The organism is Aporhodopirellula sallentina SM41, assembly GCF_000346505.1.
In the GTDB taxonomy this organism is placed as follows: Bacteria; Planctomycetota; Planctomycetia; order Pirellulales; family Pirellulaceae; genus Rhodopirellula; species Rhodopirellula sallentina.
Window position 1 is genome coordinate 23850 of record NZ_ANOH01000431.1, and the last position, 16154, is coordinate 40003.

Annotated in this window: 12 protein-coding genes; 5 read left to right on the forward strand and 7 right to left on the reverse strand. The window is 56.9% G+C overall.

The features are described 5' to 3' along the window. Positions 1-230: 230 nt before the first annotated feature. Positions 231-971 carry a tetratricopeptide repeat protein gene (locus RSSM_RS27845; protein ID WP_008687684.1) on the reverse strand — a complete coding sequence of 247 codons (741 nt, stop codon included), beginning with the start codon at positions 969-971 and terminating at the stop codon, positions 231-233. Between the two features lie 202 nt (positions 972-1173). Here RSSM_RS27845 and RSSM_RS27850 point away from each other — a divergent pair, with 202 nt between their 5' ends. The 3 genes from RSSM_RS27850 (at position 1174) to gltX (ending at position 4899) form a co-directional block, all read left to right on the forward strand. Continuing rightward, positions 1174-1443 carry a hypothetical protein gene (locus tag RSSM_RS27850; RefSeq protein WP_008687686.1) on the forward strand — a complete coding sequence of 90 codons (270 nt, stop codon included), beginning with the start codon at positions 1174-1176 and terminating at the stop codon, positions 1441-1443. 290 nt (positions 1444-1733) lie between these two features. Then, a complete protein-coding gene (locus RSSM_RS27855) occupies positions 1734-2882 on the forward strand; it encodes a DNA-binding transcriptional regulator (RefSeq protein ID WP_008687688.1) in 1149 nt (382 codons plus the stop codon). A gap of 463 nt (positions 2883-3345) precedes the next feature. Next, positions 3346-4899 carry a glutamate--tRNA ligase gene (gltX, locus tag RSSM_RS27860; protein WP_008687692.1) on the forward strand — a complete coding sequence of 518 codons (1554 nt, stop codon included), beginning with the start codon at positions 3346-3348 and terminating at the stop codon, positions 4897-4899. Between the two features lies 1 nt (position 4900). Here the strand turns inward: gltX and RSSM_RS27865 are convergent, their stop codons facing one another. Continuing rightward, complete coding sequence (locus tag RSSM_RS27865; protein WP_008687694.1) at positions 4901-6295, reverse strand: mandelate racemase/muconate lactonizing enzyme family protein; 1395 nt, start codon at positions 6293-6295, stop codon at positions 4901-4903. Positions 6296-6697: 402 nt separating this feature from the next. Then, complete coding sequence (locus RSSM_RS27870) at positions 6698-7330, reverse strand: response regulator (protein WP_008687697.1); 633 nt, start codon at positions 7328-7330, stop codon at positions 6698-6700. A 572-nt stretch (positions 7331-7902) separates the two neighbouring features. Between RSSM_RS27870 and RSSM_RS27875 the strand changes: the two genes are divergently transcribed. Then, on the forward strand, positions 7903-8997 hold the full coding sequence (locus tag RSSM_RS27875) for a DUF4261 domain-containing protein (protein WP_044303871.1): 1095 nt from the start codon (positions 7903-7905) through the stop codon (positions 8995-8997). Here RSSM_RS27875 and RSSM_RS27880 read toward each other — a convergent pair. From RSSM_RS27880 to RSSM_RS27890, 3 genes are all read right to left on the reverse strand, one after another. Continuing rightward, a complete protein-coding gene (locus tag RSSM_RS27880) occupies positions 8943-9689 on the reverse strand; it encodes an esterase/lipase family protein (RefSeq protein ID WP_044303857.1) in 747 nt (248 codons plus the stop codon). The two genes, RSSM_RS27875 and RSSM_RS27880, sit on opposite strands and share 55 nt — an antisense overlap. 23 nt (positions 9690-9712) lie before the next feature. Then, on the reverse strand, positions 9713-9895 hold the full coding sequence (locus tag RSSM_RS27885; protein WP_008687701.1) for a YqaE/Pmp3 family membrane protein: 183 nt from the start codon (positions 9893-9895) through the stop codon (positions 9713-9715). A gap of 184 nt (positions 9896-10079) precedes the next feature. Continuing rightward, on the reverse strand, positions 10080-11372 hold the full coding sequence (locus RSSM_RS27890) for a hypothetical protein (RefSeq protein WP_144060175.1): 1293 nt from the start codon (positions 11370-11372) through the stop codon (positions 10080-10082). 210 nt (positions 11373-11582) lie between these two features. Between RSSM_RS27890 and RSSM_RS27895 the strand changes: the two genes are divergently transcribed. Next, a complete protein-coding gene (locus RSSM_RS27895) occupies positions 11583-15158 on the forward strand; it encodes a mechanosensitive ion channel domain-containing protein (protein WP_144060176.1) in 3576 nt (1191 codons plus the stop codon). A 20-nt stretch (positions 15159-15178) separates the two neighbouring features. Here RSSM_RS27895 and RSSM_RS27900 read toward each other — a convergent pair whose 3' ends face one another. Then, on the reverse strand, positions 15179-16102 hold the full coding sequence (locus RSSM_RS27900) for a LysR family transcriptional regulator (protein WP_008687707.1): 924 nt from the start codon (positions 16100-16102) through the stop codon (positions 15179-15181). Between the last annotated feature and the right edge of the window lie 52 nt (positions 16103-16154).

Genomic DNA, 16154 nt, shown 5'->3' on the forward strand with positions numbered 1-16154 from the left:
GTGATGCCGGTTGCCGATGGCCAATACACGCAGCAATGTTCAGGCGCGCAAAAACAGAAAGCAAATTCATGATCGGGACGTTTCGGACAGGTGGGGAGTTGGGGCGGGAGCACATGGACGAGTGAATCCATGTCCGGGCATATCGTAGCACAACGCATGTGAGGCTACCAAAAACTTCGCTTGACAGCGGTTTGGGCGACGTTGTTATCCGTGCGGCGTCCGCGGCAGGTTCAGTCTTGATCCGATAAGTGTCTTGCGTAGACCCGCGCGATATCGGCCATGTAGTGTGTCATCGGTGTGGCAGCAGCACGGTTGAGATGATCCAATGCGGCTTTGCGATCCCCTTCCGCATCGGCGATCAATCCCATGTAGAGGTCGCCGTAGAATTTGGCGTCTTGATGCTGCGGAGAATTTTCTGTCTCCGCAATCGCTGATCGGATTGCTGAGAAATCTCCGCCGGGAAGTCGTTGCAGAACCGCTTCCATCGGAACGCGAGTGTCACCGGGGGCCGGCAGCAGGATGGATCTCGCCTGCGACAGATTATTGGCTTTGGCGACACATAGGAAATGCCACGCCGCGTTCTCGACATCGTTGGCGTTTACCAACCGATGTTTTTCGAACAGGACACGGGCATCGTCGTAGCGTTCGACGAAATACAACGCGATCCCGTATTGCCAAAGGTACGGCAGAGACTGCGGGATTTGTTTGATCGCGAGCTCAAAGTTAGTGACCGCCTCCTCGCAACGTCCACCACGCAGCAGTTCGTCGCCGAGCCGCGTGAGTGCCACAGAGCTTGGCGATTCACCTTGCGAACGAACAAACTGCATTGCCGCGGCGATGTTGTCGGTGTGGCGTTTTGAATGTGCCGACGTTTCTTTTGAGTACGCTGACCCATTTGACAATAACGTTCCTATCAACGTGACAACAACAGTCGCGACAACGGTATGTATCGATGGCTCGGTGGAAGGCAAGATTCGGTTCCTATGCGGAAAGACGTGCGGCGCGGTGAAACGTTTGTTGGATCGGTGAAATGGAATCACAATCCATCATAAAGACTGCTCGCGGGATCCACATGAAGTTGTTTTCGGCATCAAAGCGATTGATGGCTGCACGTGAATATTTCGATACGTGTAAAATCAGGTTCGTCCATTCTCCCCAATCGCCGAGAACAAAATGAGTGAACTCTCTCCCGAGATGGAACGTGAGATCCGCGAGTTTGTCGAGCAAGGCAAAAAGCTGCACGCGATCAAAGTCTACAAAGAGCATGTGAATTCTTCGTTGCTCGAGGCCAAGAATGCCATCGAGGCGATGGAGAAGGAGGCGGCGAGTAAGCAACCCGAGAGCGCGGTGGTTCAGTCGCAGTCGGGGTGTGCTGGAATGCTCGTTCTGATTGCGACGACGTTCGGTGTGGCGCTGGGAGCGATCGCCCTGCTGGTCGCATGAGCGTAGAAATTGTCGAGATTGTGATCCGTACGCTTTCGTGAGCGGGATGCTGTGTTTGTAGTGGACGTGCGGTCACGTGACTCTCGCTCAATCCGTCTGACGGCTACCGGAACATCGATGAACGAGGGTTGAGGGCAACGCGATAGGCAAATATCGACGCCTTGTTCGGTGGATTACGAGGTGTTGCCGGATCGGCGACAGCTTTCCTGGCGGGGGGATTGTATTTGGCTAGCCAGGGATCGGCTTGGTGGCTAATATGGGGGTTTAGTCACCCCGAGCAGGTTCGGCATATGAATCAAAGCAAAGCTGTCACGCTGCTAGTTGAAAACTCCAATTCGTATTCTCGTTCTCTCCTTCAGGGCATTGCTTCCTACATGAACGAGAATGGGTCATGGTCCATTTATCTCTCTGAGAACGGTACCGTGTCGCGATCTCCGGAGTGGTTGGCCGAATGGAAGGGGGACGGGATCATCGCACGGATCGATAATCCGTCGGTGGCCGATACGGTCGGGAACTTGAATATTCCCGCGATTGCGGTGTGTGCTGCGGATCACCTTTCGCAGTTCTCTTCGGTCGAAATCAATCAAACCGCCGTCGCCAAGATGGCCTTCGAGCATCTGCATCAGTGCGGATTCGAAGCGTACGCATTCTGTGGCGAGCCCGGCAATGATTGTTCGGATGTGAGAGCGACCGAGTTCATGCTATGCGTGGAGCAAGCGGGATTGAAGTTTCACCGATACGACCACCGGGAATCCCACGACAGCGACGTTTCGCTGAAGCAACAACGTCACGGTCTGGCGTATTGGCTCGCATCGTTGCCGAAACCGATTGGTTTGCTCGCGGTGAACGACGCGAAGGCGAAACAGGTGTTAACGGTTTGCCGCGAGAATCAAATCCGCGTGCCTGAGGACGTCGCGGTCCTCGGTGTCGACAACGATGAGGTGTTGTGTGATTTGTGCACGCCATCGCTGTCGAGTGTCATTTTGCCGGGCAAGCGAGTCGGGTACGAGGCGGCTCGGAATCTCGATCGTTTGATGCGAGGCGAAACGCTCGAAAACGAATGCGTTTTGGTCGATCCGCTCGGCATCGCGGCGCGTCAATCGACGGACGTGTTGGCGATCGAAGACAAGGAAATTGCGATCGCGGTTCGATTCATTCGGGATCATCATTGCAAGGGAATCAACGTGCAGGACGTGGTGGACGCGGTTTCGCTGTCGAGGCGGTCGCTCGAGTCGCGTTTTCAGGCTCGCGTCGGCCGGACGTTGCACCAAGAAATCACGCGGCGACGCATCGATCGGGTTTGCCAACTGCTCAATGAGACGTCGCTCACCCTGGCTGAGATCGCGGCACGAACCGGCTATCAGAACGAAGAATACATGAGCGTCGCGTTTCGCCGGGCGATGAAAGTGCCACCGGGACGGTATCGTCGCGGCCGATAAGTAGGCTGCAGGATCGGTTTACTGATCGCCCTTCGAAGAAGATCTCCCTCCCGCCGGGTTCGTTCGGCGGATGCTCTGATTGGATCTTGGGATAATACGTTCGTGTAAACCGGGCGAGACGTGTTTGCGAGTCGGGCGTGCTCGCGAGCAGGACGCATGTGGGCGAGGCCCCACTTTTCTTCTCACGATTTGCTGACAGAATGTCGGCGAGTCGATTCGCCTGCGTCTTCTGTTGACGCGTGCGAAATCACTGTCGGTCGAATCACTCGCCCGAATTTGCTGTAACGCTGCGTTTGCCTGAGCGGTATTGCTGCCGTCGGCCGATTTCGAGTCTTCGAAGCGACACGCCGCACGACCGAGTCTGCCAATGGCCGCGATTGCCAACGGCGCTGACCGCGGCGATTGTGTCGACCAATGGTTCAGGCCGATCCCACTTTCCCCCCTTCATTCAACCCGTTGTCACATGATTCGTACACGTTTTGCTCCCAGTCCGACCGGCTACCTGCACATTGGTGGGGTGCGTACGGCATTGTTCAACTGGATTCTCGCTCGCCAGACAGGCGGACAGTTCATCCTGCGAATTGACGATACGGATGCGGGGCGAAACGTCGAGGCGGCGTTGCAGCCGATTCTCGAGGGGTTTCGTTGGTTGGGAATGGATTGGGACGAGGGGCCCGAAGTCGGTGGTCCTCACGGGCCTTATTTCCAGTCGCAGCGAAGCGAGATGTATGCCGACGCGATTTCTCGACTGCTCGAGTCCGGTCATGCGTACCGCGACTTTGCGAAACCTGACGAATTGCAAACCTTGCGTGAGGCCGCGCGAGAAAGTGGTCAGGCGTTCGTTTATGACCGACGTTGGATGGCCAACGACGAGGCTGACGTAGAGAAGTATCAAGCCGAAGGCCGGGAAGGCGTCGTCCGGTTGAAAATGCCACGCGACGGCCAGTGCGTGATCAACGATTTGATCCGCGGCGAGGTTGTCGTGGAATGGGCGTCGGAACAGGATCACGTGATCGCCAGAGCCGACGGCAGTCCGCTCTATCACCTCGCGAGTGTGGTGGATGATCATGCGTTTGGGATCACGCATGTGGTGCGAGCGGCGGAGCACCTGCCCAACACGCCTCGTCAAGTTTTTATCGCTCAGTCGCTCGGCTATGAACTGCCGACCTACGCTCACTTGCCTTATGTTGCCGAACCGGGTGGGACGGCAAAACTGAGCAAGAGAAAACTCGACAAGTATCTGAAGAATCGTGACTTTGCCAATTTGATGACCAGAGGCAAAGCGATCGCCGAGCGATGTGCGCTGACGACCGACGACGATACGTTCAATCCGGTGCTCGTCGACTTCTACCGTGAAATCGGATTCTTGCCGGATGCATTGTTGAACTATCTGATGCTGCTGGGTTGGTCGCTCGATGGCGAGCAGGAAAAGTTCACTCGCGAGGAGATGATCAAACTCTTTACGCTCGATCGCGTCAACAAGGCCCCCGCGTCATTTGATCCGGCGAAGCTGACCGCGTTCCAAGCCGACGCGTTCAACGCTCTGCCACAGGATGTGAAGGTTGGCATGGTGAAGCCGTTTGCCGTGGCTGCCGGTTGGGTCGAATCCGGCAACGACGAGTCAGAGCAAAAGCTAGCAGACGTGATCGCCGGGGCCGGTGACCGCCTGAAAATGGCGGGCGACATTATCGATTTCGACTACTGCTTCGTCGACGATTACGAAATCAACCCAAAGGCGTACCAAAAGAGAATCGTTAAGCCCGGCAACGCGATTGAGTTGCTAGGCAAACTCCGGGAACATCTCAGTGGGGCGGACGAGTTTTCCGCAGACGCCGTCGAGAAGTCGGTGAAAGGATTCTGCGAAGACCAATCGATCGGGCTCGGTGAGATCATCCATGCCCTTCGTGTTGCGACCACGGGCGCCGCAGGTGGATTCGGAATGTTCGAGACGTTGGCTGTGATCGGCAAAGAGCGGGTTCTCCAGCGGATCGAGAAGACGATCGCGAACGCTTCCTAGATCATTGTTCGTTCGCCGGTGCCGAATAGCCAAGACCGTTTCCACTGAGGATCGCAGTGGGAACGGCACCGCCGCGAATTTCAAACATCGGTTCGTAGTCCTTCATCCATGCTTGGTTTCCTGCTGGGCAATATTGGCGGCCGTTGCTTTCGACTGCGGCGACCCCAGGGATGTGAGCCGACAGCGACGCCGAGTGCAACAGAGAGGCTCCGACGCACGTGAGGTCTTGCACGCAGAGAAACCTTTTCTCATGCCGTGCAACCGCGCCGAGAAGCAACGCTTCTGCATGCCCTTTGCATGCCTTCAGCGCGATCCCCGAGTAACCCTGCGATACGGCCAGTCGCAGGCTCGCCAGATCGGTCAACGACTCATCGATGACGACCGGTTTCAATTTTGCCGCTCGGTGCATCGTGACGGCATCGGGGCGGCTGAGGTCGCGCGCGGTCGGTTGTTCGATGTACTGGACCCGGTCATAGCCTTGTTTGCATTGCGACTGTAGTTCGGACAGCAGTTGCAGCACGTAGTCCTCGTCGGGGCATCGTTCGTTGAAGTCGAGCGAGTACCAGTAAGGTTTTCCAGTGGAACTTCCCCGGTGCAACGTTTGGTTGGCAACATCGTGGATCGCAATGACGCGTTCTAAGTCCCACTGCGGGTCGTCGCCGTTGAGTTTGATCTTGAGGTGCGTCAGTTCGTTCCTTTCAATCCACTCGCCGAGCGTTTCGGGAAGTCCGTCGCCGACAGGCGTTTCGATATCGTCTGTCGTCAGTGGGTCGAGGGCACCGACGAGGTGATACAGCGGCAGGGAGGCAACCGGTGTTGGAGAGATGAATTGATCGAGCGTGAGACCACGATACGAATCGTCACGCAGTAGTGTGCCGAGATCGGATCGCAGATGTTCGGGCGACAAAAGCGCGTAGCTGCTCGCCCCGGCGGCTTTTCCTTGAGCATCGAACAGTGCCGCCTCGATCGGCGAACACGCGAGCATGATCGCCAGTTCCGGGATCGCGGATGTCAATTGGTGTTGCCGTGCGATCTCCTCAGCGATGCGATGTCGGTGTTCAGACAGGTCGACACAGATCTCGATCGGATGCCCTGTCGGTGACGCGTCCTCGAATTCTTTCGCCATCCGGCGTGCAATCTCGAGCACCACTTCGAGTTTCTTTGCGGCAGGAACGTTCGCATCGGGCCATGCCCAGGCAACACCCATCGTCATGCTTCCCAAACCGCTCGCCCGACGACCGTCTGCGATTTGTGCGTCGCAGTGGACGTTCAAGACAGTGACGTCGGTGACGACGCGACCACCAAATTTCATCGGCGTTCGGTATCGGTAAGATTCCTCCTCGAGGCGGAGTTGAAAGTCTGTTAACGCGGTAGCGGGAACGGACTGAGTGCACATGGAGAGAATTCGCTGAAGGATCTTGATGAGAAGGTCGAGTGAGTGTGGTTAGGATGATGAAACCGAGTCCATCACGCTACCGGGGACCACGGGAGATGGGGCGGTACTCGCCGGCGCCGCGGTCTTGTTTGCCGGCGGGCAGTGTTGGCGACTGCACCAACGTTTGAGTGACTGCGGTTTCGGTGAGTGCATAAAAAAACCTCTCGGTCAGACGTCGAAACGTCGGGCGAGAGGTGTGGTCGCTGTTGGGTCTTTGTTGGTTGAATTGAGACGACAAATTTGTCGTCTAATGTTCCTAGCCTCCCGCGGTGGGGCACCCGCGGACGTTGCTCGGCGGAACCTTTCGGTCTCGACCCAATTGCCACAACAGCGTGGCGGCAATTCGAATCGTATTTCCGCGAACTAGACTAGGTTTTTACGAACGGCCCAGACAGCGGCTTGGGTGCGGTCCGAAACGCCGAGTTTACGCAGGATGTGCTGCACGTGCTCTTTGACGGTTTCGTAGCTGATGCCGAGCATCTTGGCGATTTCTTTGTTCGTCAGGCCGAGGGCCATTTGACGAAGCACTTCGCTCTCACGCTGGGTCAACGGCACGTCGATGTCTTGGTTCATCCGTGGAGTTGCCAGGGCACCGGTAACGCGACGAAGTTCTTCGCGAGTCCAGGATTGTTCTCCGGCGAAGCAAAGGTTCAATGCCTCGATCAAACGCTCCACGGGAGCCGTTTTGAGAACGTATCCGGATGCACCAAGAGCTACCGCACGAGCGACGTAGGTTGGGTTGTCGTAACCTGAGAACAGCAACACAGGCAGATCGGGGTGGTCGAGTTTGACACGACCGAGCGTGTTGAGGCCGTCGCCGCCATCCATCCGGATATCCAGAAGGATCGCGTCAGGGGTGTCGTTGTTGACGAATTCGAGGGCTTCAGCAGCCTTGGTAGCTTCGCCGACAATTTCGATGTCGGTTTCGCTCAGGGCTGCGCGGGTGCCCAACCGCGAAACAGCGTGGTCATCGACGATGAGAAGTCGTTTTGACATTGTTTTTTCCAGTGAAAAGGAGGGGGTGAGACGTTGCGAAAAAGAGGTATTTGGCAAGTAGACGATGACGCGACTCAATCAGTTCCGCCAAAATCTGGCCGGATCTGTAAATCGGGGGGGCAACGAGAAACCTACCTCTATAAGGTAGGAATGCGGCAACCATTAGCGGCAGCCGTAATGAATTATTACGGAAATTACTGCGGAATGTTAGCAGTGGTGCCATTTTTCCACCAAATGCCCCCACATTGGATTTCTTTCGCAGGCAGGTGGGGCAATCCACGGGTGGTCCTGTCGCACGCAAAAGGAACTAACCCAACTCTAATTTATACATCTCCCCTGTCATTTTGTTCGCTGCACCCCCGCGGAATCATTTCACGTTTTTCCTCCCCCGCAGTCGCTAATTTTGTTGCAACCGGCGCAAAAAGACCTGCGAACGGTCGCTTTCAATAGGTCTCTGCTTTAGATTGAGAGGTGCGAGAGCGAAATGGAACGGCGTGACGGTTAACCGATCGGTTCGGCGCCCCGGGTACGGAAAAGAATCGCTCGCGAAACAACCGGACAGGAGTGACTTGATGGCAAAGGGATTGTTCACCCAAGGGATGTGCGTGCTGCTGAAACAGCCGCTGCCGTTGGAGGAAATCCAGGAACGACTAAAGATGTTCGAGTTAGTCGCGCGCCAGGAGTCCGACGATGATGATTCTCCGGAAACGTTGGTTTACGAATTCCGACCCGAAGTCGGCGGGCATTTGCTCGTCACGCCGACGTCGACACCCTGGCCGGACGATATGGGGGACCCCGATGAGTCGCCGGAGCGTTTCGTTGCGTGGTCACTCGGTCAGTTCGGACCGCTTGCTTTTCCCGGGGGGTTAGAGCGAGCGACATCACAATCTTGGGGGTGGGATGGCGCGGCTGAAGCCGTTTCGCAGCACACCTGCCACGTGAGGCTGCTGATCAGCTACGTCCTCGGTTCGGACGATGACGACGACGATTTGCCGATGGTCCCGGAGGACTATGACGCGATCGCGGAACTGCAAACGCTGACCCGCGCCGTGACCGCTTTACTGGAATCCCCCCATTCTCTGTGCTATTTCAACCCGGGTGGGGAGATCCTGCGGGACGCGAGCCTGCTGCGCCAGGGGCTCAACCACGCGTGGTGCCATGAATTGCCGCCGCTGGACATGTGGACCAACGTCCGGATTTTTTCGGAGGAGGACGGATGGGTGGTGATGGATACGGTCGGCAACGGGCAGTTCGACCTGCCGGATATGGAGGCCGTTTGTCGGCGTGAGGTCTATCAACCCGGCGACATCGAGAACTTCCTGCGTCATGCCACCCTGTACCTGCTCGCCGGTGACGAAGACGTCTGTACGGGGGATACCGCGGATGGTCCGGGCAACATCAGTTGGTCGGCGATCGAATGCGGCACGTCGTTATCCGATCCTCCACGGCCGACGATCCGTTGGATCCCCGAGGACTCGCATTCGCCACCGGATCATTTACTCGATCCGGGCGATGAAGAGATGGATGAGGACATCGACGAATTGCTCGACGACGATGAGGACGGCGAGAGTTTCCTCGACGATCACGAGATGCGGGGCAGTTCCTACGATGATCAGCTCGAAGATTTCGACGACGGTGATGAGCCTCCCGGTTCGCTGCCGTTCTGATCGTCGAACAGAAATCTTTCAACGAGTCGAAAGACGTTCGGCTGCAGCACTACCGATAAATGCGTTGCCGCGACCCGGTGGACTTTGACGTTGGGCAGGTGGGTTAAGTCGGCACGCCCGACTCCGAGATCGATCAACGCCCAAATTACCATTCGCCTTAGTGAACGGTCGCAATCGAGTGACTCGCGGGCTTTTTCCGCGTTTGCGATGACGGCGATTTCAGGCATCAAGTCGCCACCGAGATAGTGCATCACTTTCGGAACGAACCCGCTTCGGATTACCGGAGCGATCGAGGCGAGTGCATCAACGCGGTGATTCGGGCTTCTCGCGATGGCTTGCCGGGCCACCCAATCACCGAAACTGTGGGTGACGATACCGATGCGTTCCTCTCGGCTGGCGTCAGTGATGAATTCCGACAGTCGCTGCACGCTCGCTTCGGTGTTTCGAAAAGCGTACCGGTCTCGCCAGATCGTGACCTCCTTTGCATGGCGGCGCAGATGCTGACGCATTGGCAGCAGCGCTGTTCGCGGTTCGAGCAAACCGGGGATCAGCAGCACGCGATCGATTGGGGGATCGGTCTCGCTAGCGCAGGCGACTGAGTTCGCGTCTGACGTGGTGTTGTCGGTTGCTGATGCCGCTGTCTCGCCGCGCGATGCCTCGTGGTTGTCGTTCGGTGCAGGAGTTGATCGCATGGACGGCAAAAAGAGCAGGGATGCTAAGGCAAGCGGGCCAGCCCCGGGCGGCGCGACGCCATGACATAGATCGCATGCAGTACGCCGGGCACGAAGCCGAGCAGCGTGAGCAGGCAATTGAACCAGAAGTGTTTGTTAATACCGAATTGAATGTAAACCGAGGCGGGCGGCAGCACAAAGGCCAGCAACAGGCGGACAAATTCCATAGCTTTCTCCCTCACGAGCGAACGTTTGCTAACGCGGCGTTAAATCGGCGTTAGTTGCAGGTGAAGAAGACGCAATCGGCGTACCAGTGATCTCGATCGAACCAGCGAGTCGTTCAATGTCCCGCAGATGACCGACTTTGTTTGTCGTGATGACGTGCGAGCGACCAACTCGGCCGAATGTCTATTAGCTGCCGAGGCCTAAGATTCGCCGGAGGCGGGTTTCGCGGTTGAAGTGCCGTACGTCGTTTGGATTTTCGACGACGGGAAGGCGTACCGGGCGGCCGGAAGTCGGCTCGGTAGAAGGTTGGCCAGCGATTGGGTTGAAGTCATTCGCTTCGGTATCGATTCCTTCGCTGGCTTCGTTGTCTTGCGGGCTCGATAGCGACGCGGCGACTTCGGCGGGCTGGATCCGGTTCAGCGGGCTTTGCTCGGCTGTTGTGATCGGTTCCTGGATGTCGGCGGTGGCCGTTGGAGTTGCGTCCCGCGACGGCGGCCGGACCGTGGCGATCCAGTCCGTCAATGTTCGAATAAGTGCGACTTCGTGTTCGGCGATCGGCGGTTGTTGGTTGGACTGTGCCGAGTTAGTCGTGGATGCATCGCTTCCGTGGTAGCGGGTCGCCATCGTGATCAGCTCGCTGTCTGACGGACGTTTGGGTTGGCAATACGGCAGTGTGGCATTGAAGTTGGCGATCGAGCCTCGCTGGGTGACTCGCATCGCGCCGCTGGCAGGCAAGGTGAGGTGCCACTCGGTGGCCTCCGGTGATGATTCGTGGTGGCAACTCGCGCATCGCGCCATCAGGATCGGTTGCACTCGTGAAGTGAACGGGTGCAAGGATGCGGGGGCGTTGAGCGTGTTAATCGATGCGTTGGTGTGTTGTGTTTCCGACGGTATTGATGGGCGTTCCACCAAATGGCTGGCCGGTTGAATCGGGTTGTTGCCTCGACGAGAGTCCGTTTCGTCAAATGCGATCGCGTGTGTCGCGGACGTAAAATGATTGTCCTGCGTTGAACTGATCGAACCCGCTTCCTCGGTCGAGTTCATTCGCCGCAGTCGCGATTCGAGTTGGAGGGCAACGGGATGATTGGGTGCGACGGAATGAATCTGAATCAGAAGCCGCGTCGCTTGGTCGGGCAGCCCGTTATCGATGCACCATCGAAGGTCTTTGATCAGATCGTTGAGCGACGGGAGTGTGCGACGACGCTGAGAGCGAATCCGAGATTGGTACAACTCCATCACGTCGTTTTCGACCGCAACCACTTGGTCCGCTCGAAGAGTCAATTCCGATTGGTTGCCTCGACGTACAATGACCGACGAGCCACGACGCCAAACCGTCCCGGTCAACACGCTATCGTTGTTGAGCAAAACGTACTGTGTCGAGGTCTGCGGAGAGGCCGCCTCGATCGACGCGGGTAAAAACGCAGCAGTGATCGTCACGAACAGTCCAAACACGATCCTCACCGCTGGCGCGGGCGTCATGCAGCGGTTCGGTTGAAGTCGGTCGTGGTTGGAGGATTCGCCCATAATTCCATGGGCTATCAAAATAGGCTCGATTCTGTCAAGTGAAACGGGAAAATCTCGATCATAGTTTTGCCCTATCAATCGCAAGTGTGAATTTCACAAACTACGCCCATGTTGCCATATAGAAACCACGATGTTCGACGCCGCGTCTCACGCCATGCGATCCGCATGAGTGTTGTCGCATTCTGGTTCGCGGTTGCTGCGGTTGTGGCGACTCAAGCGATTGCGGCTGACGGTTTGGCCGATTCACGTTTGGGGCCGGTGACGTTTGCCGGCGGGAGCGGTCGCCAATCCGAGGCTGCTTCGTTGGGCAGAGCTGCCACTCGGCCACCACACGCTGCGCCGCCGATTCATCACGTGGCGGTGGCAATGCCGATTCAGGCATCCGGTGCCACCGCGGCGGACGATGCCGGGAAGACCGAAACGACCAAGCCGACCGAGCAGATTCCGCTGACCAATTCCGAAGCCGTCGCGAGCGAAATTGGTCGCGTGAGCAAGGACGACTCGCTCGACCCGATGCTGCGCGATCTCATCGTGTCGTCGTTGACTGACCTCGGCAAAGTTCTGGCGGGCAAGCAAGCCGCCTCCGACGCGATCGCCGGATATGACAAAGCGCTAGCGAAAATTGAACGCGACAAGCGAGACGCAAAAGAAGAATCCGAGCGGCCATTGGAAGTGCCCGAAGAGTTAAAAGTGCCCGAAGAGATCGACGACTACCTGACGATCGATGAACTCAAACAGAAACTCATTCTCGCCAAGTCAGACGTCGTAGCCGCTCTTGAGAAATCGCAAAAAGCCGACGCCGCGATCGCTACTCGCAAAGCCAGGTTGGAAAAATTGCCCGGTGAAATATCGACACTCCGGCAGGAAATCGAAACGCTCGAATCGTCGTCGGTCGGGGAACTGAATGATGATCCCGAAGGCCAACTTCGCCACGTTCGCGAAGCGTTGTTGGCGGCGCAGCTCGCGTCTGCCAAGCAACGCCTCGATGCGGCGCTACGCGAACAGATGTTGCACGAGGCGCAAGCCGAGCTGTTGCCGCTGCAAAGTGCCGCGGCTCAGCGTAACGTTCGGCAGGCTGAGATGGTTCAGGATCGATGGTCGGCGATTTTGCAGATGCAGCGTCAAAGCCAAATCGAAACCGAGCTGCAGGACTACAAAGAGGAAATCGTCAAGGCAGGTGGCAGTACGGAATCGTCACAAATTCTCAAGCTCAAAGATGTTTGGATTGAGATCATCGGTGAAACCGATCAAGCCGACCGGATGTTGGCCAAAGAGAAAATCCAAACGGATACGTGGGCAGACCGACTCACCGAAACGCAATCGCAAATCGCCGAATCCAACCGCACGGGCGAACGTCTTTCTAGCAGCGAAGGTTTGCAGCTGCAGTTGTTAAAAAACCGACTGCCTTCACTGAGTCAAATCGGTGATCAGATTTCAAAGATCGATCAGACGATCGAGAAACGTCGCGACTTGCAACGTCAGCTCGAACTGACTCTGCAGGGGATCGACGATTCGGTCGCCGGAGAGTTGCCGATGGAGGTCTTTTCCGAACGCGTGATTCTCGGCAGCAGTCCGTCGTCGAGCAACTTGCCGGCAACCGAGGTCGAGTTGCTCGCCAAGTTTATCGCTGATTTGGAAACGCACTTGGCGAAGTTGGCCCAGCGGCGACGCGAACTCGAGAGGCTACGTAAGACCGTTTCGCAGCTTCTTTCGCTTATTGACTCGCATATTGTTTGGATCCGAAACGAAGCCGTTTTTCGGTTGCGTGACATTCCCTTGGCCTGGCAATCGTTCCGGTGGATCGTTCACCCTCGGCACCTCAAGTTGCTCGGCACTCGATTGTTTGAAGGGTATCTGAATCGCCCCGAGTTGATTGTCATCGTGTTGATTGCTTTGGCGACGGTTCTCGGGCTCGGTACGCGATTGCGCCGCCGGATTGCCGAACACGGAAAGAGGGCATCGAGTCGACAGAGTCTGTCGTTGCAGCCAACCTTTGCGGCCACGCTCTTGTCGTTTGCGTTGATGTTGCCGCTCGTTGCGTTGCTATGGATAACCGGAGACGCGTTGAAAGCGTCCGGAGGGGCCGAACCTTTGGTGCGGTCTGTCTATCAGGCGTTTCACCTCGCCGCCGTCGCAGCCATGCCGGTTGAGTTGTTGCGTCAGTGGTTGCGTCCACAGGGGCTCGCGATCGCTCACTTCAATACCGACGAAGATTCAATCAGAGGATTACGCCGATGGTTGCGGATTCTGATCGACATCGGATTGCCGGTGTTGATCATCTTTGTGACTGCTTCGGAACTCGGACGATATCAGTTGACCCAGGCGCTTAGCCGGTTGATGTTTATCTGTGGGATGATTTTGCTGAGCATTGTCTTGTGGCGAACGCTCGAGCCGAACAAAGGTATTTTCTCGGTCGAGATTCGTGACAACCCCGACGGATGGCTGGCGCGATTGCGACACATATGGTTCCTGCCAATTGTTTGGCTGCCGATCGTCTTTGCGGTTGTCGCGGTGATGGGGTACGGCCGTGCCGCGGAGGTGCTCATCGAGCAGCTCTACTATACGTTCGGGGTGTGTGTCGTCGCGTTCTTCATCGGAGGAACCGTGCGTCGTTGGTTGCTGACGCAGCGACGTCGTTTGGCGTGGGCGGTGCACCGTGAACGACTCGAGGAAGCAGACCGAATTGGTGCCGTCGGTGTGGACGTCGAGCAACCGACGACGATGGAAGCATCTGAGATCAGTGCACAGACGAGCCGTTTGCTGAACACGTTTTTGATCATTGCCACTCTGATCGGTGTTGCGTGGATTTGGTCGCCGGTGCTTCCCGCGGTAGGTTATCTCGAATCGATCCGGTTGTGGACGAGTGTCGATCAACAAGGGGAAATCGTTTACGTCACACTCGCCGACGTGGTGAAAACCATCCCGGTCGTGGTCTTAACGTGGGCGTCGGTGCGGAACCTGCCCGGTTTGATTGAAGGCGTGTTATTGGAGCGTCTGCCGCTCGAAAAACCAGTGCGTTACGCGATCACGACGCTCGGTACGTACGCGTTGATGTTCATCGGACTGGGGATCAGTGCGAAAACGCTCGGCTTGCGATGGGATAATATCCAGTGGCTCGTTGCCGCGCTCGGTGTCGGGCTCGGGTTCGGTCTGCAGGAGATCTTTGCGAACTTTGTTAGCGGATTGATTATCCTGTTCGAGCAACCGATTCGTGTGGGCGACATCGTGACTCTCGGTGATACCACCGGCGTTGTTGCGAGGATCCGAATGAGAGCGACGACGATCACGAACTGGGACCGACAGGAATTGATCATTCCGAACAAGGATTTGATCACCGGTCGCTTGGTGAACTGGACTTTGACCGACACGACGAACCGTGTCGTCGTGAATGTGGGTGTGGCGTACGGTAGTGATACCGATCAAGCATGTGATTTGCTCAAGAAGATCTGTGCCGAACACAGTTCGATCTCGGTGGATCCGGCGCCGAATGTGACCTTCGAAGGGTTTGGCGATTCGACGCTGAACCTCGTGCTGCGGTGTTATCTGGCTGACCTCGATAACCGCCTGTCCGCGATCCACGAATTGCACACGATGATCAACAAAGAGTTCAACGCGGCGGGAATCGAGATCGCGTTCCCTCAACGCGACCTTCATCTGCGATCGTTGCCGCAGGAACTCATGCAGTCGCTCTCGGCGATGCGTTCGGGTGAGAAGCCCGCGAGTGACTCCGGCGGAGCGTAGGCCGACTCGCGAGGATCTGTTTACTCGCCTGATTCGATGCACTTGACCGCATCGATCAATTCCAACATCGGTTCGGTGAGCAAACGTCCTCGCCGCCACATGAAAACGATCTTTCGTTTGCCGAGTTGTTTGCTGAGTGAACGCGTCGCGAGCGATTGGCAGAGGTCTCCCTGTCGGCGACCGGCGAGGATTCCCACGCCGACTCCCGCTTTGACGCACGCGATCGTGAAGGCGCTGTTATCGGTTTCGATGTGAATGTTGGAAACGAGCCCCTCGCGATGAAACGCCTGTTCGAGTGCGTCGCGACCATGTGTTCCCGCGGCGGTGACGACCAGAGGATGTTTAGACAGTTCACGCAATCCGTGGGAGCGTGCCTTGGCGTAGGGATGCGACTTGCTGCAAACGGCAAGAAACTCGACCGTGTAAGCCGGTTCGTAGTGAATGCCGGATGAGCCCTGATGCAGTCCCGGTTCGAGCGTCAACGCAATGTCGGCTTCGTCCGCGAGCAGCAGTTCCAATGCTCGACGTTCATTGCCCTGCCGGATGGCTAACCGGTTGGGATGTTGGTCGTGAAATTTCGCGAGCGGTTCGGCGAGGTCCTCGATCATCATCCGCACGCCGGTGACCAGCCGAATGGTTTGCTTGCTTGGCTCGCGGCTCATTCGTTCGAATGTCGATTCGAGTTGAACGAGAATGCCGTCGATTTCTTCGTAGAGTTGTTTCGCCGCGGAGGTGGGGCGGACTTGCCGACCGACGCGGTGGAACAATTCGACCTCGTACATCTTTTCGAGGGCGTGAATGTGCTGCCAAATGGATGGGACCGATAGATCCGTGACGCGTGCCGCTGCGGCGTAGCCTCCTTGCTGCATCACATGCCGAAATGTGTGCAGGTGGGCAATGTTAATCGCCGCAGATCGCAGGGTGAGATCGGCAGAAGCGGTCATTTCGAATTCCTGAATGATCGTTAAGGAATATTTAATTGTACCTAGCGAATAA

Coding starts and splice junctions, on each gene's coding strand:
- RSSM_RS27850 (WP_008687686.1), top strand. CDS start 1,174: ATGAGTGAACTCTCTCCCGAGATGGAACGTGAGATCCGCGAGTTTGTC.
- RSSM_RS27855 (WP_008687688.1), top strand. CDS start 1,734: ATGAATCAAAGCAAAGCTGTCACGCTGCTAGTTGAAAACTCCAATTCG.
- gltX (WP_008687692.1), top strand. CDS start 3,346: ATGATTCGTACACGTTTTGCTCCCAGTCCGACCGGCTACCTGCACATT.
- RSSM_RS27865 (WP_008687694.1), bottom strand. CDS start 6,295: ATGTGCACTCAGTCCGTTCCCGCTACCGCGTTAACAGACTTTCAACTC.
- RSSM_RS27870 (WP_008687697.1), bottom strand. CDS start 7,330: ATGTCAAAACGACTTCTCATCGTCGATGACCACGCTGTTTCGCGGTTG.
- RSSM_RS27875 (WP_044303871.1), top strand. CDS start 7,903: ATGGCAAAGGGATTGTTCACCCAAGGGATGTGCGTGCTGCTGAAACAG.
- RSSM_RS27880 (WP_044303857.1), bottom strand. CDS start 9,689: ATGCGATCAACTCCTGCACCGAACGACAACCACGAGGCATCGCGCGGC.
- RSSM_RS27885 (WP_008687701.1), bottom strand. CDS start 9,895: ATGGAATTTGTCCGCCTGTTGCTGGCCTTTGTGCTGCCGCCCGCCTCG.
- RSSM_RS27890 (WP_144060175.1), bottom strand. CDS start 11,372: ATGACGCCCGCGCCAGCGGTGAGGATCGTGTTTGGACTGTTCGTGACG.
- RSSM_RS27895 (WP_144060176.1), top strand. CDS start 11,583: ATGAGTGTTGTCGCATTCTGGTTCGCGGTTGCTGCGGTTGTGGCGACT.
- RSSM_RS27900 (WP_008687707.1), bottom strand. CDS start 16,102: ATGACCGCTTCTGCCGATCTCACCCTGCGATCTGCGGCGATTAACATT.